We start from the raw sequence: 21,753 nt of genomic DNA on the forward strand, positions 1-21,753 counted from the left end.
TCACCGCCGGGGCTGAAGTTCTTTCAGCGCGGCCCGCACTCCGGGTTCAGTGCAGGTGGCGATCACCCTGGGCGCGCGGCAGGGGCTGGCGGCTGGCGGCGAGTGTTGGCAGCGCGACGTAGAAGGTGGAGCCCTGGCCCGACTCGCTCTCCACCCAGATGCGGCCGCCGTGGCGCTCCACGATGTCGCGGCTGATGTAGAGGCCCAGGCCCAGCCCGCCGTAGGAGCGCGTGGACGCGTTGCGCGCGCGGAAGTAGCGGTCGAAGAGCTGCTGCTGCTGGTCCTCCGGGATGCCGATGCCCGGGTCCTTCACGGACAGCACCGTCACGTCCTCGTTCACCGACAGGCGCACGCGGATGGTGCCGCCATCCGGGCTGTACTTGAGCGCGTTCTCCAGCAGGTTGAGGACCACCTGCTCCAGCCGGTACGCGTCGCCCTGGACGGACACCGGCTCCGCGGGAGGCTCGAAGTCGAAGACGTGGTTGCCACGCTGCCCCTCCAGGCTGGTCAGCGTGTGCTCCACCAGCACGTCGAAGCGGGTCTCCTCCGGGTGCAGCGCCAGCCGGCCGGCCTCGATGCGCGAGGCGTCCAGCAGGTCGTTGATGAGGCCGGTGAGGCGCGTGAGCTGATGGCGCGCGTGGCGCAGCACGCCGGGGTCCACCTGCTCGCCGCGCTCCAGGCGGCGCTCCAGCGTGGCCAGGCGCAGGCTCAGCGGCGTCAGCGGCGTCTTCAATTCGTGGCTCGCGATGGAGAGGAAGTCGTCGCGCACGCGGATGGCCTCCTGGGCCTCGCGGTACAGGTGCGCGCGCTCCTCCTCCGCGCGCTTGGTCTCGGTGATGTCCTCCACGAGGACGCCCAGGCCCAGCACGCGGCCGTCGGGTGTGCGCACCGGGTAGATGCTGCCGCTCATGTAGCGCCGGGGACCTTCGAGCCCCAGGTCCCCGTCGGTGGTGGACTCGCTGCGCACCAGGGGCTCCCCGGTCTTCAGCACCTGCTGCAGGAGCTCCTGGACGGCGGGGCCCGCGTGGGGGCCGAACAGCTCCAGCGGGGTGTGGCCCGGATGGGCTTCGGCGGGGACGCCGTTGATGCGCGCGAGCGTTTCGTTGACGCGCACGTATCTCAGGTCCGTGCCCACGAAGCCGATGCCCACGGGGGCGCTGCGAAAGAGCAGGTCCAACTGGGCGAGGTGCGCCTCGCGCTCGGACTCCACGTGGCGGCGGTCGGTGATGTCCTCCACGATGCCGACGCCACCCTCGACCTCGCCGTCCTCCCTGTAGCAGGGGGCGAAGCGCACTCGCACGGGGATGACCTTGCCGCTGGTGAGCGAGCGGTAGTCCCCTTCGAAGTCGCAGGTGCGGCCGCCCAGCGACTCGCGCACGCAGGCCATCAGCCGCTCGTCGCGCAGCGTGAGGAGGTTCAGGCCCACGATGTTGCGCTTGGTCGTTCCCAACTGGCGCGCGAACAGCTCGTTGCAGGCGGTGATGATGGGCGCGCGGTCGAAGTGGAAGATGCCCAGGGGCGCATTCTCCACGAGGATTCGGTAGAGGCGGTCCACCGTCTCCTCGTGGTGCGGGAGGGTGTCGGGGCCGCCGGGCACGTGCTCCACCGGCTCCTCCAGCGTGTCGATGACCTCATGCAGCCGGCGCATGGTGAGCACGATGCGCTCCTGTTCGCCCTCGCCGCTGGTCCCCACCGTCAGCTCCACCATCAACTCCACGCCATCACGGCGCCGTGAGAAGACCCGGGTCGGACGCCCCCCGAGCACCTTGCGGCGCGACAGCAGGTAGCGCGGCAGGCTCAGGCCATGGAAGCGTTGCAGGCGGTGAGGGAAGAGTTCGGAGACCGGCTTGCCCAGGAGCTGGTCGCGCTTCCAGCCCAGCAATCGTTCCGTCGCCGCGTTGATGTGCAGGATGCACTCGTCCCCGTCGCAGGCGATGACCGGTTCCACCGCCGCATCCAGGACGGCCTCCAGCTCTCGTGCGGGTCCTACGACCATGCCTCGCTCCTGGGAACCCACGCCACACCGGGTGACGTCGGTCCTGCCGGGACATGGGGGTCCCCCGGCGTTGACGGGCGCGGCGACGGCCGACCCGTGCGCTTCCCCTTTGCCTACAAATACACACTGTGAGCCGGCTCGGCGCGGCGAAACCGGAAACCCACCGTGGGCAGCACCCCTGGAGGGAAGGCAGGCGGGCGACTCATTCCCAAGAGGGATGGCGTCGCCGCCGTGCGTGCCTAACGCCGTCGCTTGGGCGGGGGCGTGCGGCCACGCTTCGTGGACCTGGGCTTCACCGCCCGCTTGCGCACGGGGCGGGCCGTGGACTTCGACGCGGGGGAGGCTTCACGCAGGGAGAGGGTCTCCAGCTTCTCGCGCAGCCTGCGCGTCTCCTGCTTGAGCGAGTCCAGCTCCTCGCGCAGGGAAGCGACCTCGCGGGCCTGCGGCGCGCCCTCGCGCAGGGAGCGCACGGCCTCGCGGGCGTAGCGGCGGGTGCGGGGGTCGCTGAAGGTCGTGCCTTCCAGCGCGGACAGCAGGCGGCGGTCGCCCAGCGTGGAGGCCGCGTCGCACACCGCCAGTTGCACGCGGAACTGCGGATCGCGCAGGAGCTGGGCGAACAGGTCCACCGCTTCGCGTTTGCGGTTCGCGACCTCCGCCAGCTTCGCCACGGCGACCACGGCGGCGCGGCGCAGGAACGCCGGCTGTCCATACGCGGTGCGGGCCACGGCCACCGGGAAGGCGGCCGCGTCCTGCGTCTCCGCCAGGCCGTCCATGGCCCCGGCGCCAATCACATCCTGGAACGAGGGCCGCGCGGCGGCGGCCTCCAGCAGGGGCAGGGCGTCCGGCGCGCGCACGCGACCCAGCCCGCGCGCGGCCTCGGCCTCCACGAAGTAGCTGGCGTCACCGGCTTCCACCAGATCGCGCAGCCGTCCGGCCACCTGGGCGTCGTGGCGGAACTCGCCCAGCGCGGCCACCACGGCGCGGCGCACGCGCGGGTGCGCGGTGTCCAGTGCGTCCAGCAGGTGCGTGCGGGCCTCCGGGGTGCGGATGCGGCCCAGGGACTTCGCGCACGCGGCGCGGGTGGCCCAGAAGAAGCCCGTGTCCGTCAGCGCCCGGCCCAGGGACTCCACGGAGCGCAGGCCGCCGTCCTTGCCCAGCGCGAGCGCGGCTTCCGTGCGCGCGCGGGGTTCGGGGGCGGAGGCGAGCTCCTCGCGCCACAGGCCCACGGCCTTGTCCACGTCCAGCGTGCCCAGCACGTCGCGGCGCGGATCCACGCGCACCTGCGAGGGCGCGGCGGGGCAGGGCAGGTGGAAGCGGTGCTCCGCGTCGGTGATGTCCAGCCGGTGGCGCGTGTCCTGCCCGTTCACGGTGACGACCACGTCCAGCGGGAGGCGGAAGACGGGCGTGCCGGCATCGGTGCGCTGCGTCTGGCGCACGGCGATGCGCAGGCGGGCGTCGTCGGCCTCGTAGCGGACCTCCACCTTCAGCTCCGGGTGGCCGGGGGAGAAGACGTACTGGTCGAAGACGGGGTCCAGGTTGTGGCCGGTGGCCTCTTCGAAGGCGCGCGCCAGGTCCACCGTCTCCACCACGCCGTGGCGGTGGCGGGCGACGTAGTGGCGCAGGGCGCGCACGAAGAGGTCGTCGCCCACGCGGCGGCGCAGCTCGTGGAGGACCAGTCCGCCCTTCTCGTAGAGGTGGCGGTCGAACAGGTCCATGGGGGCCTGGAACGAGCGCGCGACGATGGGGCGCGCGTAGCGCTCGCGCGTCTCGGACAGGTACGCGTCCAGGTCGAGCATGCGGTGGTGGTCGGCTTCGTCGCGGTCGTCGCCGCGCTCCTTCCACAGCACCTCGAAGTAGGTGGCGAAGCCTTCGTTGAGCCAGCCGTGCGGCCAGTCGCGGCAGGTGAGCAGGTCGCCGAACCACTGGTGCGCCAGCTCGTGGGAGATGAGCGGTTCGGCGTTGTAGTCCAGGTGCGCGCGCGCATCGTGCAGCACCGTGTCCACCAGCGTGGTGGCAGTGGTGTGCTCCATGCCACCCAGGATGAACTCGGTGACGAACACCTGGGCGTAGCCGCTCCAGGGATAGGGCTCGCCGGTGATGGATTCGTAGGCGGCGACCATCTGGGGCGTGCGCGCGACGCACCGGAGCGCGTCCTCGCGGCGGCCCTTGGGGAACAGGTAGCGCAGCGGCGTGGTGCCGACGGTGTCGGTGGCCTCCTCGAATTCGCCCACCACCAGCGTGACGAGGTAGGGCGCGTGCGGCTGCGCCATGCGGTGGTGCTGGGTGCGGCGCTCGTCGGTGGTGAGGTCGCTGACGAGCACCCCGTTGGACAGGGACGTCATCGCGGCGGGGAAGGTGGCGATGACCTCCGATGTGGCCTTCTGCGCGGGCGTGTCCAGGCACGGGAACCAGCAGCGCGCGTCGATGTCCTGTCCCTGCGTCCACGCTTGGAGGGGCCGGTCGGGGTAGCCAGCGTCGGGGCCCCAGAAGTAGAGGCCGCGGCGGGGACGGGCGCGGTAGGTGAGCGCGATGTCACACGCCTGGCCCGCTTCCAGCGCGCGGGGCAGCTCCACGCGCACGTGGGCGCCGGAGTTGGAGAAAGGGACGGTGCGGCCTTCGACGCGCGCGTCGGTGACGTCCAGGTCCACCGCGTCGAAGGTGACGGTGGAGACGGTGCGGACCGCGGACACGCGGGTGGTGCAGGTGCCGGAGATGGCGCGCTGGGGGAAGTCCAGGTCCAGCTCGATGCGCACGTGCTCGGCGCGCACGGGGCGGGGCGCGGCGTAGTGCTCGGTGGCGCCGGGGAGGCTGAACGGATGCGGGTCGGAGGACCCGATGGCGGCGGCGGCAGGGGCGTGGCGGTGGCAGCAGCGCATGGCGGGGGACTCTTTCGCATGCCCGCGCCGGGGTCGAGCCACATCGAACCGGCTTATCCGGAATTCTGGGACCGGGCTCCCTCCGAGCCTCCCCGAGCCTCCCCGAGTCGCCCGGACAGAGGTCCAGGAAGGTGACAGGGGCGCAAGGCAGCGGTTGAGAAACGCCGGGGGCTTCCACAGGATGTGGGGACGTGCAGGCCGTCCTCTACTTCTCCGACAAGCAGGTGCGCGAGAAGCTCTTCGCGTTCGTGGATGCAGCACCCGGGCTGTTGCTGGTGGCGGGGGTGCGCCACGGTGCCGCGATGACGCGTCCCCCGCAGGCGCGCGAGCCCTTCGCCGCGCTGGAGGACCTGTTCGGTGACGTGCTGGCCCAGGTGCTGGTGGCGGACGAAGGCACCACGGAGGGCATGTGGCGTGACCCACTGGGTGACCTGGGGGACCGGCTCTACCCGGAGGACAAGAAGAGTGCGTACGCGGCGTCCACCGGCTACCTCCTCCTGAAGGGAGGCCAACCCCTCACGGTGGTGCGCAAGCAGGGCGGCCCCGCCGCCGACCTGTGGTTCCTCCAGGAGGCCCTGAGTCGGTTGAGTCCGGGCATCCCCCCGCCCGACCCGGAGAAGCGCCCCGGAACGCGCCGTCCCGAACGCGCCCCGCGAACGCCGCCCCGCTACGGGCCCGCCAGCGCCCGGGAGGACTCCCCGCCCCGCTCCGGTGCGCGCGGGGAGCCGCCGCCCCGCTCGGAATCCGATGATGCGACGCCGCCTCGGGGGCGCCGCGCGGTGCCTCCTCCGGCCGCCGCGGAGCCCGAGGCGAAGGACCCGTGGGTCGTGCTGGGCATCGCGCGGGGGACGCCCAGGGACGAGGCGCGCAAGGCGTTCCGTGCGCTCATCGCGCAATACCACCCGGACAAGGTGGCGCACCTGGCGCCGGAGTTCCACACGCTCGCTGAGCGCCGCACACGCGAAATCATGGCCGCGTGGGAGGCGTTGGAGCACGACCCGGCCTGAGCCCGCGTCACGTCCTTCAGAGGATGAGCGCTGGCGGGGCCGCCGCGCCCAGGTGGAAGCGCGCGATGAGGGGCACGTGGTCGGACAGGCCATGGAAGCGGCTGGTGAGGTCGCCGAAGGGGCGGGTCTCGTCCGCGTCCAGCCAGCTCACGCCGCCGCCAGAGAACAGGTGGTCCAGGTGCATGCGCATGTGCATGAAGCCGGCGGTGGGGAAGGCGCGTGAAAGGGTCGGGTTGATCTGCCCCACGGCGGCCTGCGCGCACGTCAGGTGCGCATCGCCGGTGAGGTAGCGGTACACCGGCGACGACGGCGGTGAGTTGAAGTCGCCGCACACCACGAACGGCTCCGTCTTCGAGTGCAGTTGGATGAACTCGGTGAGCTTGCGCGCCTCGTGGAGCTGGTTGGTGCCGCAGCCCATCTTGTCGCGCGTGGCCCAGAACTCACGGGCGAACGGCGTGGGCAGGCTCAGGTGCGTGTTGAAGATGTGGAAGGCGCGCTGGTCATCGCGGCGCAGCACACGCATGTGAGCGCAGATGCGGCTCTGCTTGCGCTCCTTCAGGCCCTGCACGTGGTGGTGCGTGATGTGCTCCGGGGCCTCCACGTTGTGCTTGTCCACCTGGAGGGTGCGCGTGTTGACGAGCATCGCGAGCCCGGTGGTGTAGAGCGACAGCTCGCCCAGCTTGTAGTGGTGCGCGCGGAAGTAGAACGCCTCGTAGGGCATGTCCCGCCCCTGGAGCGCGAAGGTCTCCTCCACGCGCTCCATGAAGGCTTCCAACTGCGTCTCACCCGGGCGTGTCGGCCGGTGGACGATGTTGCTGCGAAGCGAGGAGGTCTCCACCTCCTGGAGGCACACGACATCCGGCAGCGGGTCCAGCGTGGCCAGGGCGGCGGCCACGCGGCGCTTGGGCCCGATGGTGCTCGCGAGCCCCTTCAGCATGTGGCCGAAGTAGCGGACGTTGTACGTGACGATGCGCAGTGGGGACGCGTCCATGGGCCTGTCGCCACCTCCAGGGCTCTTGCCGCGAAAGGTGGGAAGCAAAGGTACGAACGTCCAGGCCCCTTCGCAGCGCTCGGCGCCGGATTCGTCGTGGAACCCGCCGATGTGCCGACAAACGGACGAAGCGCCCGCCTGCCTGCCTGCGCCATTTTCTCGCAGGGGCCGCGGAGCGCCTCGCCGTCCTTCGGCACGGCCCATGACGCGCCAGTGGATGAGGTCTGCCCGGTAGTGGGTGCCATCGGCGTTGCGCGGGTATGGGGGGCCGCGAAGGCGCACTTGATCAAGGTCCATTTATAAATAGACTCCAGAGGTCTATAAAGAAGAAGAGGCCACTTGCAGACCACCGACCCCGTCCATCCCTCCGGCCGCGATGGCCAGAAGCGCCTCCCAGGCGAACACTCCTTTGACGACGAGCGACCGCGCGTCCTCTTCCAGATCGCGGAGACCCGCTACGTCTTCCTGCGCACCGTGGACCGTCGCCCCAATGGAGAGGTGCTGATGCTGGCCGAGCGCCACGAGCCGCACGGTCTGCCGGGCCCCGTCTTCATCAAGCGCTTGCACACCCCGGCCACGCAGGCGAGACGCCACCGGCTCGTGGAGGAAGTGCAGCTTGCCTACCGACTGCATCATCCCGCGATCGCCCAGGTGCACCAGTTCAAGGTCCGGGAGCGCAAGCCCTACGTCATCATGGAGTACGTGGACGGTCCCTCCATGGACACCGTGCTGTGTCTGATGGCCATGCGGCAGTGCCCTGTGTCCGTGGCCTTCGCCCTGTTCGTGGGGGCCGAACTGGCGGACGCGCTCGAACATGCCCATTCGTTGACCGATGATGCGGGTCGTCCGCTGGGCCTGGTGCATCGGGATGTCAGCCCGCGCAACGTCCGGGTGGCCCGTGACGGCGCGGTGAAGCTGACGCACTTCGGTGCCGCCTATTCCCACCTGGTAGGCCGTGAGGAAACCCAGGGGCAGCTCCGCAAGGGGGACGTGGCCTATGCCTCGCCGGAATACCTCCAGGGATCCCCGCTGACGCCCGCTTCGGACCTCTTCTCCCTGGGACTCTTGTTGCTGGAGCTGGCCACTGGGCGGCACCTCTTCCAGGAGGCGTTGAACGGCGGAGACATGGAAGAGCGCTCCGGGCTCCATGGTGTTCAGGTGGAAGAGGAGCCCTCCCTGCCGCTGACCTGCATGCTGGCGCAGGTGCAGCGTTACACGCCCGAGGACGTCGCCCATGCGGTTTCGGAGCTCCCCGAGGATTTGGGTACCGCGCTCCAGCAGGCCTTGCGACGAGATCCCGGGGCACGGCAGGCCACCGCGGGTGCCCTTCGGGATGCACTGCGCGCCTGCCTGGGTCGGGAGCAACAGCGGGGCGGAGGCCGGCTGTATGGACGCAAGGAGGCAGCGGAGGAACTGACGCGTCTCATCGCCGACGCCAGCGTCGTCCGAGACCAGGTCGAACTGGAAGACGAAGACCTCTTCCCTACGAAGTCTCGGGGGTAGGAAGGCCTGCTAGCGCGATAGCGCGCGAGCCATGGCGACGAGGGCGTCCAGCTTCTCCTCCTCCAACTCGCGCGCCAGCGTCACCAGCCGTCGCAGCGCGGGAGGCTCTTTCTGGGCCTCACGGCGGGCTTCCGTTTCCGTGCGGGCCAGCCCCAGCAGTTCGTCCGAGGAGACTCGCAGCGCCATGCTCAACTTGCACAGCATCGTCGCGCTGGGGACCATCTTCCCGCGTTCCACCCGGCTGTAGACCATGGAGTTCATCCCCACGGTGGCGGCCACCTCTGCTTGCGTCAGGCCCAACCTCGCGCGGGCTTCGCGCGCGGCCTTGCCCACCTTCTTCCCCAGTTGTTCGTCCATGCGTGGGGACGGAGCGTAGCGCAAAGCCCATGCTCCAGGTCTCAAGACTCGACTAGACTTACAGGGTCTTCAAGGTGTTAGACTTTCTGGCCTCCAGTGTCGCCGCGACCGGAACGCTGCCGCAGGAGACTTCCGGATACAGAGGGTGGACGCGTGAACGGCCAGCACTTCGCGGACCTGTTGCCGGGCACGGATGTCGGCGGCTTCATCGTGGAGGCGCTGCTGGGCCGGGGTGGCAGTGGCGTGGTGTATCGCGCGCGACGTGGGGGCGAGTCTTTCGCGTTGAAGCTCCAGTCGCGGATGGGACTTGGGGGTTGGGCCGCGCGGGAGGTGGCCATCCTGATGCGCCTGGAGCATCCCAACGTGGTGGGCTTCCGCCACTGCGGCCTGCATCCGGAGCAGCGGCCCACGTGGTTCTACCTGGCCATGGAGTTGGTGGAAGGGCGCACGTTGCACCACTGGGTCCGCGAGGAGAATCCCAGTGCACGGCGCGTGGTGGCGCTGATGCGGGACCTGTCGCGCGGCCTGGAGGCGATGCATGTACGGCAGACGCTGCACCGGGACATCAAGGAGTCCAACATCCAGGTGCGCGAGTCCAACGGGCAGGCGGTGCTGCTGGACGTGGGGGTCGGTCACTACGAGGGCGCGCCACGGTTGACCCAGGGCGTCCTGCCGCCCGGCACGCCGCAGTACCGCAGTCCTGAGTCGCTGGCCTACCTGCGTGAGCACGGGTGGCAGGAGGACGCCCACTACGAGGCCTCGCGCGCGGATGATCTGTATGCGTTGGGGGTCGTCCTCTACTGGATGCTCACGGACCGGCGGCCCTTCGAATCGCCCGACACCGCCACGGAAATCGACGCTGTCATCCACGAGTCCCCGATGCCGCCCCAGGTGTGTAACGCACGCGTGCCAGAGGCCCTGGGCCAGCTCTGCCTGCGCCTGCTCGCGAAGGCGCCCGAGGCGCGCGGAGAAGGTGCCAGGGCCCTGGGCGAAGCACTGGCGGCGCTGGTGATGGATGCTGCGTGGGATGTCCCACTGCTTCCGGATGTGGCGGAGGCCCCCCTGGCTTCGGTGCCTTCGGACGAGGCCGAGGAGCACGACGCCTGGATGGTGCACGGCGAGGCGCTGGGACCCCCGCATCGAGGTCGGGTGCTTGTTCCGCCAGTCATGCCAATGCAGGCCCTGGCGCCGGTGCCACCGCCGCGTTCCGTTCGTCGGTGGAGAGATGGATGGAAGAAGTGGGGACTGCTGGCGTGCGGGGCGGCGGTGCTGGTGGCGGCGTGGGGAGGCTTCGCTCGGTCGCGCCCGGAGTCGGCTCCGGAAGTAGCGTCCGCCGAGGCTTCACCGGAAGCTGCCCGGGCCGCAGTCGCGCCACCGTGGGTGGCGGTTCCCCCTGTGGCCGTCGCCTCCCAGGTGGCGCATTCGTGGAAAGAAGAAACGCCCGTGACGAAGACCTCTCCCGCGCCCGCTCGTCGTATCCGTTCCCGTGCGGCGGTGTCCCGCGCCCTGCTCGCCGCGGCGACCTGCTCCACCCTGGCCTGCCCCGCGGGGCCTCAGGTGCGGCCCTCGCCACCGCCCGAGGAGTGTCCAGCGGGGGCCGTGGAGGCTATGCGGACGTTGGGGATCAACGTGGGAAAGAGGATCGATGCGGCGCTCAATTCCCGGTTCGAGGATGGGGGAGCCATCTCGGTAAGGGAAGGACCGTGGCGCCTCGAAACGCTCGAGAAGATGGGCAGTCTCCCGAATGGAACCGTGGTGTTCGGTCGCCTCATCCGAGGGGAGTACCTGTACGGCCGCTTCACCGAGGTCCGAACAAAGAAGGGTGAGCGCTACCCGGTATGCCTGGAGATTCTGGATGGAGGTGGGGTCGAGCACGGAATGCCCATCTTGAATGGGAGTACGGAGGACATGGCGGTCGTCAAGAGCACGGTCTACCTGCGTGCCGTGGACCATTTCGAGTGAACCTGTGCCTTCTTGCTGCCCGGAGTCATGAGGCTGTCGCGTTCACGTGGAAGGTCGCCCTGGTGGCGGCTCTCACCCTTTCCGCGGGAGCAGCAGCCCAGGTTCGGGATGCTTCCGACGAGGAGGGCGTGGGTCGTATCGATGTGTCCGCCGAGCGGGAGGGGACGCCTCATGAGCTCACCGTCAGTCCGGGTCTGGCCACCCTGCTGTTGAGCGATTCGCCCGTCGCGCGATGGGAGCTGACAGGACGGGAGAATTTCCGCCGGGTCATGGAAGGGACGGACACGCTCGCGCTGCTGCCCCGGAGTGATGTGAAAGAAGGCACGCGGTTGAAGCTGACCCTCGTCTTCGCGGATGGGGCGGCTCCTGCGCGTGCGGAACTGGTGCTGGTGGTGCATCCCGCCCTGGCGCAGCGTCAGGTGGAGTTGTACCGCCACCCACGTTCCATGGAGTCCTATCAGCAGGAGGTTCGGCAACTTCGCGCGGAGGTCGGACGCGCTCAGGCGGAGGTGGAACGCCTGCGCGCGACGCAAGCGCGGCCCGATGGACTGACCGGATTGCTGGCCTCGGGGGTGATGATGGATGAGGGCGTGGCTTTCCGTGACCTGACGCTCACTTTTCAAAGGACGCAAAAGGAGGCGCTGTCGATGCGGCGGGTCACCACCTTCCGCGCTGCGACGCGGGCCGCGATCCGAGCAACGTTGCAGAGCCATTTGGACGTGTCCTGGCGGCCCATGGGGGCTGCGCTGGTGGACGGGACTGGACGCACCGTGTCCCCACTGGGCATCTGGCCCCAGGAGGCCATCGCCCCCGATGCGGAGGGGCTGATCATCTTGGAACTCGAGCTGCCCTCATCGAAGGCGCTGGGTCCCTACACCCTCAAGCTGTGGGCGGAAGGCGGAATGCACGCCGTCACGGTGCGCAACATCTCCTTCCCGTGATCGAGTTGCTTGAGGAGGTGTCGCGCCGTAGGCAGCGGCCACATCCGGGTTGGTTTTCATTCCGGCTCGGAGGCGAGGCTTTCCTCGAAGAACTGACGGACCTTCTCCGTCCAGCGCGCCAGCAGCGCCCATTCCGGCGGCGGGACCGACCGCCACTCGAGTCGTAGCGAGCCTTCATGGAATGACTGCTCGATGCCATACCGCGCTCCATCCACGAACACGATCTTCCTGAAGGGGAAGTACAGGGGCGGGAAGGCGAGGGAGTCGGCCTCTTCCTCCAGGTCGTGCCAGCGCTCTCCATCAACCCTCGCGTCCGTGACCTGAAGCCGCGTGGGTGCGCCTTTCAGGAAGCCTTCGAGGTCGAGCACCTTGGCGAGGTCCTCTCGCTCCTGGAAGCGGTTCCAGGTCACCCGACGCAGTCGGAGCGCCGGAGACTCCTCCCTCGTTTCCTTCCAGAGGAGCCAGACATGGTGGTCCTCGAATGATGGGTAGCACCAGGTCCGCAGCAGGGGGCGGATATCGCCGAGGGCTGGCGCCAGCGTCTCGGGCGCTTCCAGCACCTTGCCCGCCTGATTGCCCAGGCGCATCCAGGCGTCGAACACCAGATTCTCCCGGGTCGCCATTCCCACCCCTTCCTTCGCGCTGGCTCCAAATACCTCGTGTATCAAACCGCCGGCTTCACCCGCACCATCGTGTCCAACAGGTGCTCCAGCGAGCGGTCCGGATCATCACACAGGCCCACGTGCACGGGGCCCGTCTGGAGCATGGTGCTGCGCGGCGCCACCAGCCAGTGCCAGCGCTCCTTCTGCGGCAGCCGTCCAATGGGCCCCGCGTCCTTCCCGCCCGCGCACACGCGGCGGAAGCTCTCCAGGTGGCCCTTCAGCAGCTCCACGTCCGCGTCCGGTGACAGCGCCTTGAGCCGCGCCTCATCCAACTCAACGCGCGCTCCCAGGAAGCGGTGCTGCACGCAGAAGAGCACCACGCCCACGTTGATGAACTCCTCGCGCTCCACGCGAGGCACCAGCCGGATGATGGCGTAGTCAAACGAGCTGGGCGTGGGCACGCGTCGCCTCCTCGATGAACGCCGGTGCCGCTTCCAACCTGCGCATCAGCCACGTTACATACGCCGCGCGGTGCTCCGCCGTGGACGCGAACGCGGGCTCCTGGCCCAGCCACGCCTCCGGAATCGCCCCCACGATGCGCTCCACCACCTCCCGCGTCACCCGCTCGCGCAGCAGGTCCCCGGCCTCCGCCAGCGCATGCGCCCAGGGCAGCAGCACGTGGTCCTTGATGGGCGCGAAGCGTCCCTGGCTGCGCTCCTCCCAGCCGTCCCACGAGTGGTGGAAGTACAGCGCCGCCCCATGGTCGATGAGCCAGAGGTTGCGGTGCCACACCAGGAGATTGGGGTTCTTCGGCGTGCGGTCCACGTTGGTCACGAACGCGTCGAACGCCACGATGGCGGACGCCACCTGCGCCTCCGGCACCGGCACGGCCAGCGGGTCGAACGTCACCGAGCGAGGCAGGTAGTCCAGCGCCAGGTTCAACCCGGCGCTCGACTTGAGCAGCTCGCGGATCTCACTGTCCGGCTCGTTGCGCCCCAGCGACGTGTCCAGCTCCACGAACACCAGCTCCGGCACCCGCAGGCCCAGCACGCGCGCCAGCTCTCCGGCCAACAGCTCGGCGATGAGCGCCTTGGCGCCCTGGCCGGCTCCCCGGAACTTCACGACATAGAGCCCCGCGTCGTTCGCCTCCACGATGGCGGGCAACGAGCCCCCTTCGCGTAGGGGCGTTACGTAGCGCGTGGCGGTGACCGTCCTGAGCATCCTCGTCCTCGACAGTTCCCGGGCACTCCGGGGGTGGAGGCTGTACCACGACCCCTGCTCACCGGGGAACACACCCGCCCCCACCCGGACTTCCCACCATCGCCAATTCAGTTGCGCGCAATTGAATTGCGCGCTACCTATCTCCCATGTCGTCGGAAGACTTCCTCCGCCTGGACCTCCAGCTCTGCTTTCCGCTCTACGCGGCGTCGCGAGCGATGGTGCAGGCCTACACGCCGCTCCTGTCGAAGCTGGGGCTGACGTACCCGCAGTACCTGGTGATGCTGGTGCTGTGGGAGACGGACGGCGTGTCGGTGAAGGAGCTGGGAGAGAAGCTGTACCTGGACTCCGGCACGCTCACGCCCCTGCTCAAGCGGCTGGAGACGCTGGCGTTCGTGCGCCGGGAGCGCTCCAAGGAGGACGCGCGGTCGGTGCGCGTGTCGCTCACGCCGCAGGGGCGCGCGTTGCGCCGCAAGGCCGCGTCCATCCCGGAGGCCATCGCCTGCCGCACCGGCCTGACGATGGAAGAGCTGGCCCGGCTGCGCCGGGACGTCCAGCGCCTGTTCGAATCGGTTTCAAGGTAGTTCGCCAACCCAAACGCAGCACCTGAAGGAGCACCCCATGGCCCAGGTCACCATCGCCGAGAAGCTCTACTCCACCACCGCCACCACGCACGGCGGCCGCAACGGTCGGATCTCGCTCAACGACAGCCCCCTGGACAACCTGGAGCTGGCGATGCCCAAGACGCTGGGCGGCTCCGGCAAGACGACGGCCACCAACCCCGAGCAGCTCTTCGCCGCGGGCTTCTCCTCCTGCTTCGAGAGCGCCCTGCGCCTCGTGGCGGGCAAGATGGGCAAGAAGCTGGATGAGAAGGCGGGCGTGAAGGCCACGGTCACCATCGGCAAGACGCCCGAGGGCGGCTTCGGCCTCGCGGTGGAGCTCCAGGGCATCCTGCCCGGCATTCCCCACGAGGAGGCGCAGAAGCTGATGGAGGCGGCCCACCAAGTGTGCCCGTACTCCAACGCCACGCGCGGCAACATCGAGGTCAAGGTCTCCGTCGCCGAGTAGTGCGCGACGCTCCACCCCGGGCTCCCGCGCGCGTCGCACGGGAAGCCCGGGAGGCGCGGGCCGTTACACCTTGCCTGCTTCCACCACGCGCACCTTGTCGCCGCCCTCGAAGTGCACCTCGAACACGGGCAGCCCCTTCGCCAGGTGCTGGAGCGTGTGGCCCAACTGGATGTTCGCGATGGCGTTCATCTCCGTGCGCAGCGGCTCGACGTGGTGCGGCTCCAGTGCCACCAGTTGGGGCAGGCGGCGGAAGAACTCCACGTAGTGGTCGCGGTGTTTGGCCGCCACCTGCGGGTGCGCGACGAACACCTGCTTGGGCCCCACGGACGGAGACACGAGCGGGATGGAGGACATGTCCCAGAGCTCCTGCTCCACGTACACGGACAGCACCGCCGCCTCGTCGTGCGCGCCCGCGAGCGTGACGAACTCCAGGTCCGGCATGCCCTGCCAGCGCAGGTCGTGGTACGCGCGCAGGAACGAGCGCACCAGCTCCGGACGCACGCCGTAGTCCCCTGGCTTCGTCAGCATCAGCTTCAGGTGGCCGCAGCCCAGGTGCGCGGGCTCCAGCAGGTGCTCCATCAGCGCGGAGCGCGATTCCGGCGCCGGGTGCCCCAGCAGGGCGTGCCACCCCGCCTCGTCTTTCAGGGGCGGCAGGGCTCGGTTGGACAAGCGCGGGTCGCTGGAGATGGCGGTCACCAGCTTCTCCCACGCCTGCGTGTCGGTGTGCATGTAGAAGCGGCCGAACACCTCCAGCTCCTGGAGGAGGAGCTCCTCCACCGTGCGGAAGTCCAGTGTCTTGCCGGTGATGCGCTCCACGCTGGCGAGCGCCAGCAGGAACTCGCCCGCGTCGCCGCCCGGCGTGCCGATGACGCCCTGCTCGTCGCGGCCGTCCACGCACGAGCGCCGGCCGTTCATCAGGAGCGCGGACAGCCGCGCCCACCGCACCTGACTGGGGTCACCTACGTGCTGTTCGATGTGCGCCTTCGTCAGGGGGCCGTCCAGGGGGCCTTCCTCCACGAAGGTCGCGGTGGTGAGGCCGCGCTCGAAGATGTGCGAGTGCCGCGTGGCGGAGTAGCCCGCGTTGCGCCACGCGAGCATCCCGCCCGACAGCGCCGCCACGTACCGCATGCCCAGCGCCTGGAGGAACTGCGTCGCCAGGCCCGCGCGCCGGCCGCTGTGTGACACCAGCACCACGGGCACGTCCGGGCCCAACTGCTGGTACACCTCCGCGATGCGCTCCAGCGGCACCCAGAGGGAGCCGGGGATGTGGCCCATCAGGCCGGTGAGCTCTTCCCTCTCCCGGATGTCGATGACGCGCAGCGCGCGGCCCTGTTCGGCCACGAACTGCACCGGCACGCGCGGGGTCATCGCGCCGCTGGCTCGCAGTTCGGCCTTCCACTTCATCTGGAAGAGGACGGTGTTGATGTGAGGAGCCACTGCGTCAGGAGGCGGAGTGGTCATGGGGAGGCGTGCCAGGCGCTGGCAGGAAGGCCAGCAGGTTGTTCTGGATGTTCTCGCAGATGGCGTCGAGCGGCAGGTCGTTGTCGTCGGTGCCGAAGGGGTCCTCGATTTCGACGCCGATCTCCTCGATGCCGAAGAAGACATACGTGACGACGAAGGTGGCGGGCACCGTCACCCACCCGAAGGTGTCCACCAGCGAAAAGGGCAGGGTGGCGCAGTAGAGGATGAGGGCGCGGCGCAGGTGCACCATGTACGCGAAGGGCATGGGCGTGCGGTGGATGCGCTCGCAACCACCCAGGTAGTCGATGAGCAACTGCACGTTCTGGTCGAGCTGCATCTGGACGTACTCCGGATACAGCCCCGAGCGGCGGCCTTCGTCCAGCACGGCCGTCATCCGCCGCGCCACGCTGAGCGGGACATGCTGCGCGCTCAACACTTCCTGCACGAAGGCCTGGGGCAACTCCGCCACCTTGGGGCCGAGCTGACGCTGGCCGCGCAGCCACGCGGCGGCGGCGAAGGGGAACGCGGCCGTCCAGCGCACCAGCGGGGCGTACAGGGGCGTGCGGCCCAGGAACACCTCCGACGCGCGTGCCAGGTTGCGCGTCTCGTTGACGATGCCGCCCCACAGCTTGCGGCCCTCCCAGAAGCGGTCATAGGAGGCGTTGGTGCGGAACACGAGCAGCAGGCTCAAGCTCATGCCGGCCAGCGTGTGCACCGTGAGGGGCACGCCCACGTGGGTCACGTGCAGCGAGAAGGCCACCACGCCCGCGGACCAGAGGACGAACAACAACACACGGCCGACGATCTGCTTCACCATCGAACCACGCAGGTAGTGGAAGTAGCTCCACCATCGATGCGGATCATACTCAACCATGTGTCTTGAAGCCTCCCGTTGGGGGGCGCGCATGCTAACCGCACCGCGCCGCGTCGCGAGGCCTGCTTTTGCAGGATTGCGGATGCCCGACGCTCCGGGCCGTGGCCTGCCCGACAGCCCTTCGGCTAAGGAGGAGGGAGGCCCGCTCCCAAGGAGGCGCCCCCATGCGCCGTCACGTCACGCTCCCGCTGATGGTCCTCCTCGCCGCACCGCTGGCCGGGTGCAGCTTCCTGCGCACGGACGTCCTGCTGGACACCCTGAACGCGCCGGAGTCATCCAAGCCCCAGGACGCGCCGCCCCGGGTCCCGGCGGTGGAGCGCGTGGCGGGGCTCACGCGCGCGCAGCTCATGGATTCGTATGTGGACGCCGAGCGCGCGGGCGGGTGGATGGACGCGCTGGGGGCGTCGCCGGAGGCCGTACTGGACATGACGGCGTGTCTGCTCCAGCGCGCGGGGGCCGATACGGCGGCCTGTTATGAGAACGACGCGCGCACGGGCTACATCGACCGGACGGTGAAGGCGTCGGCGTGGGGCATTCCGCTGCCCGCGCAGTCGCTCTCCGTGGCGACGCCGTCGGAGGCGGAGGTGGACGCGGAGCGCTTCCTCGCGAACACGCTGGGGCTCGCGCCGTCGCTCGCGGCGTTGCAGCAGTCGCTGGAGGTGCCGCTGACGCGCGAGGCGCTGGCGCAGGGCATCCGGGAGGGCGCGGCGTCCGCGGCCGGCTACGTGCGGGCGCGCACGTGGCGCCGGGACCTGAAGCGGCCCACCAACGCGGTGGTGCTGAGCGGCGGCGGGGCCAACGGCGCGTTCAGCGCAGGGGCCATCTGGCGGCTCTTGGGCATCCTGGAGCAGTGCCGGGGCAAGCCCGCGCCGGAGGGGTGCGGGGATGCGCGCATCGACCTGGCGGCGGGGACGAGCACCGGGGCGCTCATCAGCACGCTGGTGGACCTGTTCCACACGCCGGGGCAGGAGGCGAAGGCGCGCCAGTTGCTGCTGGGCAACTACACGTGCACGGTGGAGTCGGACCTGTACTGCGTGAACTCCACGTGGTTGTGGAACCTGGCGGACGACACGCGGGGGCTGGTTCAGTTCGACGGCGTGTATTCGAAGCTGGATGCGTTCATCCAGCCGGCCATGCTCCACAACGGCACGGAGCTGGTGTCGGTGTCGGTGGACTTCCAGACGGGGGATGTCTTCGGCGTGAGCGACCAGGATCCGGCGGACTTCAAGGCCGGGGGGACGGACGCGGAGCGCAAGCGGGGGATGACGCGGGCCATCGTGGCGTCCATCGTGGAGCCGGTGCTGTCGGATCCGGTGAAGGTGCTGCCGTCGGCCTCCGGGAACCGGAATGGGACGTACTACGACGGCGGGGTGCGCTCCGGGCTGCCGCTGCTCCAGGCGGTGCAGCGCGGGGCGGAGCGGGTGCTGGTGATTTCGACGGGCGGGGTGAACCCGAGTCCGGAGAAGGATCCGAAGAACGCGATGAGCGTGCTCATGCGCACCATCGACCTGTTCGTCGCGCAGCCGCGCGTGGGCGAGGTGCAGCAGGCGGAGCTGCTCGCGGTGACGCGCCGGTTGGGCGAGTACAACGTCTGCACGCTGAGGGGCGCGAGCGAGGACTTCTGCCGCCGCAAGGGCACGGGCTTCCAGGCGCCGGGGTTGGTGGCGCCGGCGGCGGGGCAGGCGGTGTGGATGGGCTCGGCGCGCTTCGACCAGGTGGCGACGAGCTGGCGCACGGCCTGGATGTTCAAGCCGGAGACGGGGCTGGCGACGGCGAGCGGCTATTCGTTCACGCCGGAGGTGATGCAGCCGCTCTTCGTGGCCGGGGTGGAGTCGCTCCAGAAGCGGTGCACGGAGGTGCTGGGCCTCTTCGACATCCAGGGCACGCTGGCGGCCCGGGAGTGCGCGCGCCAGTGGGTGGAGGTGTCGGACGAGGCGCGCGAGGCGCTCCCGTCCGTGGCGCAGTGCCGCAAGGACAAGCCGGAGCGCCGCACGTGTGACTGAGGGGCGCGGGGGCTACTTCCCGCCGTCCTTCACCCAGGCACCCCAGCCCGCGAGCGCGCCGCCGTCCTCGGCGACGCGCTTGCCCTTGAGCGGAGCGCGGAAGATGGCGTCCGACAGGGTGCCGAAGCGGGGCTCGTCCGCGAGTCCGTGGAGCGCGGCGCCCCACGGGTCCGCGGCGTAGGAGGCGACCTGCACGCGGCGCTCGGCGCCTTCGCCCAGCGGCGTTTCGAAGACGATGGCGGGGATGGGTCGCTGGGCGACGGTGATTGTCTCCCGGCGCGAGGTGGCGGTGCCGGCGGTGACGGGCGGCCACTGCTGCGGCAGGCTGACGGCTTCGCTGACGAGCGCGAGGAGGGCCTCTTCCACGGGCGTGGCGTCGGCCTCCTGGAAGTCCGCGCACGGCGCGTCGCCGGTGGGGCCGGTCAGGTCCTTGCGCAAGAGGAAGCCGCGTTCAGCGCCCAGGCAGACGCGGCGCACGGAGGACGTGCCGGAGATGTCCTGGCGCACGTCGTACCAGGTGCCCGGGCCCCAGGGCTGCTCCATGACGGGGAGGGTGCCTGCGGCGTCGGTGCCCTGGCGGAAGGACACGAGCGTGAGCTGCTGGCTGCCGCTGGCGCCGAAGCCGGAGAGGGTGGTGCTGGCGTCGAGCAGGCCGTGGGTGAGGTACAGCGGTCCGGGCTCCGAGGCATACAGGCGGTTCTGGAGGGGACCGTCGCTGGGGCGGCTGTCGTGCAGGTAGCGCTGCGCGTCCCAGGTGCGGCCGGCGGCGGTGGTCTGTTCGGTGGAGCGCTGGCCGCGGTGTTCGGCCTTCCAGGCCTGCGTCTCTTCCATGCGCATGGGCAGCACGCGGCGCTGGGAGAGGCGCGGGTGGGCGAGCGGCTTGCCCTGATCATCGGTGAAGGTGACGGTGAGCCACGCCCACGGAGCCTGCACGGCGACGACCTCCAGGGCGACGTGGCCGGCCACGCCGGTGCCCGCGTCGGGGGGGCCGGCGACGCGCTGGCCGCCCGGGCGGCCCCGGTGCGCGGAGAAGGCGTACTCCACGCGGTCGCCGACGCGGGCGCGCTGCCACGGTGAGGCGGTGGCGGGGGTGGAGGTGTCGCCGGCATCTGGAATGACGGAAGCGTCGGGCGTGGTGGAGGCGGTGGTGTCGGGTTGCGGGATGGAAGAGGTGCCATCCGCGGGCGGCGTGGCGCGGGGCTTCACGCTTTCGCAGCCGGAGGCCGCGCCCAGGGCGAGCACGGCGCACAGCAGGAGGTGCCGGGAGGAGGAACGGGGGAGGGTGCTTCGCATGCGTGGGCCTCGGGAGGGGCGTCACGGGATGCGCCCCCTCGCAGGCCGCTAGATACACCGGGCCGGGGGCTGGGACGGCGCGGAGTCCGTCTCCGCGTTCGAAGGCAACGTGCTGTAGCCGACAGGGGCAGCTACCCGACGGTGATCTCCCGGTAGAAGACGTCACTGGGACCCAGACGGTTCACGGTGTCGACGAAGCGCTCGGAGACGACGATGCGGTTGGTTTCCTCCACGCCGAAGAGGTCGAGTCCGGCGGGCACGGATTCGCGCAGGAGCCAGCGCTTCGGGGGCAGCATGAAGCCGTGGCGTCCGCAGAACGGGCAGGTGGGTTCCCGATCGTAGATGCAGTCGGGATGCAGCTTCGCCAGGGGATGCACTTCCAGTTCGTAGAGGGGCAGTTCCTTCGTGCGCCTGGTGCGCAGTTGCGCGTGGACCGGGATGATGCCTTGCAGTCCTTCGCCCAGAAGCAGGTCGCGCGCATCCTCCCGCACGAGCACCTGCCACGGGGGCCACACGGTCACGGGACCGAAATGACCGCGCGCGGTGCCTGCCAGGGGACCCAACCGGCATCCCGGTTCAAGCAGGAATTCCGGTGGGGCGAACGGGCGTACCAGGGCCAGGCGCCGTGCATATTCCTCGGCGGACTGCGGCCATCCATCGGTCAAGGAATCATTGTCCGGCAGTCCGGACAAGTCGACCGATGGATAGGCCTGCATCACGCTCCAGGTTTCGCAGCGGGGGCATAGGACGCTCGGCAGACACCATTTGTGCTCCGCACGGTACTCCCCGCTCCACTGTCCCGAGTCGGGGTCGCGCAGCACGGCCGGTTCGAAGTAGCGCATCCGTCAGTCCTCCACTGGGGATGGAATGAGGTCCACCTGCTGCCAATACGTCATCGTCAGACCAAAGAGGCCATGTTTCTGGATCATCAAGAAGGCCTGATCGAAATGCTGGGCCTTGTTGGTTCTCACTCCAGGACCATCAATGTAGGCCTGCCATTCTTGATTCCACGGACCACCGCTGGCCCCTCGATGGATGCGTTTGTGCAGGTCCACGTCCACGGCGAGCACGTACTGGTGCACGTTGATCCCCTTGTTGCGGAAGTGCTTCGTAAACGCCTGAGGGAAGATGTGGTGCCGCTCCTTGGGCCGCTTCGCCCACTCGGCCATCGCCCGCTCCCGCTGCACCTGGCTGGGCAGCTTCTCGCGCGGCTGGAAGCGGAACACCATGACGGGCCGCGCATCGCGCGGAAGCTCCTGCGCGCTGCCCCAGTTGCGTTGAGGCCCGCTCCCCGGCGCCACGAACACCGGCGGCGCCGTCGCCCCCCGCGTGAGCACGATGCGGCCCTTCGCCAGGTCCTCGCACGGGAACAGCGCACAGGCTTCCTCCGTGCACAGAGGTTCGAGGCACCGGTCCTCCCCACTGTCCTCACATTCCCGTTCGGACCCGGCTTCCTCCCAGACACCCTCGGATGAGAACGTCGCGACCGGCGACGTCGAGGCACAGCCACACCACAGGCCCACGAACAGCCAGCACAACCAGCGCATGACGCTCCCGGGAAGCACGGCCCGCGCACCATGCCAGGACACCCACCCCCACTC

The 21,753-nt window shown here is 69.7% G+C and carries 19 protein-coding genes; 7 read left to right on the forward strand and 12 right to left on the reverse strand.

Annotated elements, in window-relative coordinates; all coding sequences use genetic code 11:
• Positions 1–46: 46 nt before the first annotated feature.
• On the reverse strand, positions 47–1,996 hold the full coding sequence (locus D7V88_RS08850) for a PAS domain-containing sensor histidine kinase (RefSeq protein WP_120540175.1): 1,950 nt from the start codon (positions 1,994–1,996) through the stop codon (positions 47–49).
• A gap of 239 nt (positions 1,997–2,235) precedes the next feature.
• On the reverse strand, positions 2,236–4,872 hold the full coding sequence (locus tag D7V88_RS08855; protein WP_120540176.1) for a M1 family aminopeptidase: 2,637 nt from the start codon (positions 4,870–4,872) through the stop codon (positions 2,236–2,238).
• Positions 4,873–5,063: 191 nt separating this feature from the next.
• On the opposite strand from D7V88_RS08855, the gene D7V88_RS08860 reads away from it, so the two are divergent.
• The gene (locus D7V88_RS08860) at positions 5,064–5,879 is read left to right on the forward strand and encodes a DnaJ domain-containing protein (RefSeq protein ID WP_120540177.1); all 816 of its coding nucleotides are present in this window, start codon (positions 5,064–5,066) and stop codon (positions 5,877–5,879) included.
• A gap of 16 nt (positions 5,880–5,895) precedes the next feature.
• Here the strand turns inward: D7V88_RS08860 and D7V88_RS08865 are convergent, their stop codons facing one another.
• Complete coding sequence (locus D7V88_RS08865) at positions 5,896–6,870, reverse strand: endonuclease/exonuclease/phosphatase family protein (protein ID WP_120540178.1); 975 nt, start codon at positions 6,868–6,870, stop codon at positions 5,896–5,898.
• 339 nt (positions 6,871–7,209) lie between these two features.
• Here D7V88_RS08865 and D7V88_RS08870 point away from each other — a divergent pair, with 339 nt between their 5' ends.
• A complete protein-coding gene (locus D7V88_RS08870) occupies positions 7,210–8,373 on the forward strand; it encodes a serine/threonine protein kinase (protein ID WP_244238062.1) in 1,164 nt (387 codons plus the stop codon).
• Positions 8,374–8,382: 9 nt separating this feature from the next.
• Here the strand turns inward: D7V88_RS08870 and D7V88_RS08875 are convergent, their stop codons facing one another.
• Entirely contained in the window at positions 8,383–8,730 is a 348-nt protein-coding gene (locus tag D7V88_RS08875; RefSeq protein ID WP_167508799.1) for a helix-turn-helix domain-containing protein, read from the reverse strand.
• A gap of 153 nt (positions 8,731–8,883) precedes the next feature.
• Here D7V88_RS08875 and D7V88_RS08880 point away from each other — a divergent pair, with 153 nt between their 5' ends.
• Complete coding sequence (locus D7V88_RS08880) at positions 8,884–10,692, forward strand: serine/threonine protein kinase (protein WP_158625043.1); 1,809 nt, start codon at positions 8,884–8,886, stop codon at positions 10,690–10,692.
• Between the two features lie 62 nt (positions 10,693–10,754).
• Positions 10,755–11,633: a DUF2381 family protein gene (locus tag D7V88_RS08885; RefSeq protein ID WP_158625044.1), complete on the forward strand. Its 879-nt coding sequence runs from the start codon at positions 10,755–10,757 to the stop codon at positions 11,631–11,633.
• Between the two features lie 56 nt (positions 11,634–11,689).
• On the opposite strand, the gene D7V88_RS08890 is transcribed toward D7V88_RS08885, so the two are convergent.
• From D7V88_RS08890 to D7V88_RS08900, 3 genes are read right to left on the reverse strand one after another with little or no spacing between them, the layout of a single operon-like run.
• Complete coding sequence (locus D7V88_RS08890) at positions 11,690–12,256, reverse strand: hypothetical protein (protein ID WP_120540180.1); 567 nt, start codon at positions 12,254–12,256, stop codon at positions 11,690–11,692.
• 41 nt (positions 12,257–12,297) lie between these two features.
• Positions 12,298–12,696: a DUF3037 domain-containing protein gene (locus tag D7V88_RS08895; RefSeq protein ID WP_120540181.1), complete on the reverse strand. Its 399-nt coding sequence runs from the start codon at positions 12,694–12,696 to the stop codon at positions 12,298–12,300.
• Positions 12,674–13,456: a HipA family kinase gene (locus D7V88_RS08900; protein WP_120540182.1), complete on the reverse strand. Its 783-nt coding sequence runs from the start codon at positions 13,454–13,456 to the stop codon at positions 12,674–12,676. Before D7V88_RS08900 ends, D7V88_RS08895 begins: the two co-directional genes overlap by 23 nt.
• 146 nt (positions 13,457–13,602) lie before the next feature.
• On the opposite strand from D7V88_RS08900, the gene D7V88_RS08905 reads away from it, so the two are divergent.
• On the forward strand, positions 13,603–14,037 hold the full coding sequence (locus tag D7V88_RS08905) for a MarR family winged helix-turn-helix transcriptional regulator (protein ID WP_120540183.1): 435 nt from the start codon (positions 13,603–13,605) through the stop codon (positions 14,035–14,037).
• Between the two features lie 37 nt (positions 14,038–14,074).
• The gene (locus D7V88_RS08910; RefSeq protein WP_120540184.1) at positions 14,075–14,521 is read left to right on the forward strand and encodes an organic hydroperoxide resistance protein; all 447 of its coding nucleotides are present in this window, start codon (positions 14,075–14,077) and stop codon (positions 14,519–14,521) included.
• 63 nt (positions 14,522–14,584) lie between these two features.
• Here D7V88_RS08910 and D7V88_RS08915 read toward each other — a convergent pair whose 3' ends face one another.
• Positions 14,585–15,982 carry a rhodanese-like domain-containing protein gene (locus tag D7V88_RS08915; protein ID WP_120540185.1) on the reverse strand — a complete coding sequence of 466 codons (1,398 nt, stop codon included), beginning with the start codon at positions 15,980–15,982 and terminating at the stop codon, positions 14,585–14,587.
• The gene (locus D7V88_RS08920; protein ID WP_120540186.1) at positions 15,963–16,856 is read right to left on the reverse strand and encodes a bestrophin family protein; all 894 of its coding nucleotides are present in this window, start codon (positions 16,854–16,856) and stop codon (positions 15,963–15,965) included. The genes D7V88_RS08915 and D7V88_RS08920 overlap by 20 nt, the downstream gene beginning before the upstream one ends.
• A 164-nt stretch (positions 16,857–17,020) precedes the next feature.
• Between D7V88_RS08920 and D7V88_RS08925 the strand changes: the two genes are divergently transcribed.
• On the forward strand, positions 17,021–18,859 hold the full coding sequence (locus D7V88_RS08925; protein ID WP_120540187.1) for a patatin-like phospholipase family protein: 1,839 nt from the start codon (positions 17,021–17,023) through the stop codon (positions 18,857–18,859).
• Positions 18,860–18,871: 12 nt separating this feature from the next.
• Here D7V88_RS08925 and D7V88_RS08930 read toward each other — a convergent pair whose 3' ends face one another.
• The 3 genes from D7V88_RS08930 to sitA6 form a co-directional block, all read right to left on the reverse strand.
• Positions 18,872–20,152 (reverse strand): DUF6068 family protein, encoded by a 1,281-nt coding sequence (locus D7V88_RS08930; RefSeq protein WP_120540188.1) that lies wholly within the window; start codon positions 20,150–20,152, stop codon positions 18,872–18,874.
• A gap of 131 nt (positions 20,153–20,283) precedes the next feature.
• Complete coding sequence (gene sitI6 / locus D7V88_RS08935; protein WP_120540189.1) at positions 20,284–20,994, reverse strand: SitI6 family double-CXXCG motif immunity protein; 711 nt, start codon at positions 20,992–20,994, stop codon at positions 20,284–20,286.
• A 3-nt stretch (positions 20,995–20,997) separates the two neighbouring features.
• Positions 20,998–21,699 carry a SitA6 family polymorphic toxin lipoprotein gene (sitA6, locus tag D7V88_RS08940; protein ID WP_120540190.1) on the reverse strand — a complete coding sequence of 234 codons (702 nt, stop codon included), beginning with the start codon at positions 21,697–21,699 and terminating at the stop codon, positions 20,998–21,000.
• Positions 21,700–21,753 lie beyond the last annotated feature (54 nt).

Origin of the sequence: Corallococcus terminator (genome assembly GCF_003611635.1) — a bacterium.
In the GTDB taxonomy this organism is placed as follows: Bacteria; Myxococcota; Myxococcia; order Myxococcales; family Myxococcaceae; genus Corallococcus; species Corallococcus terminator.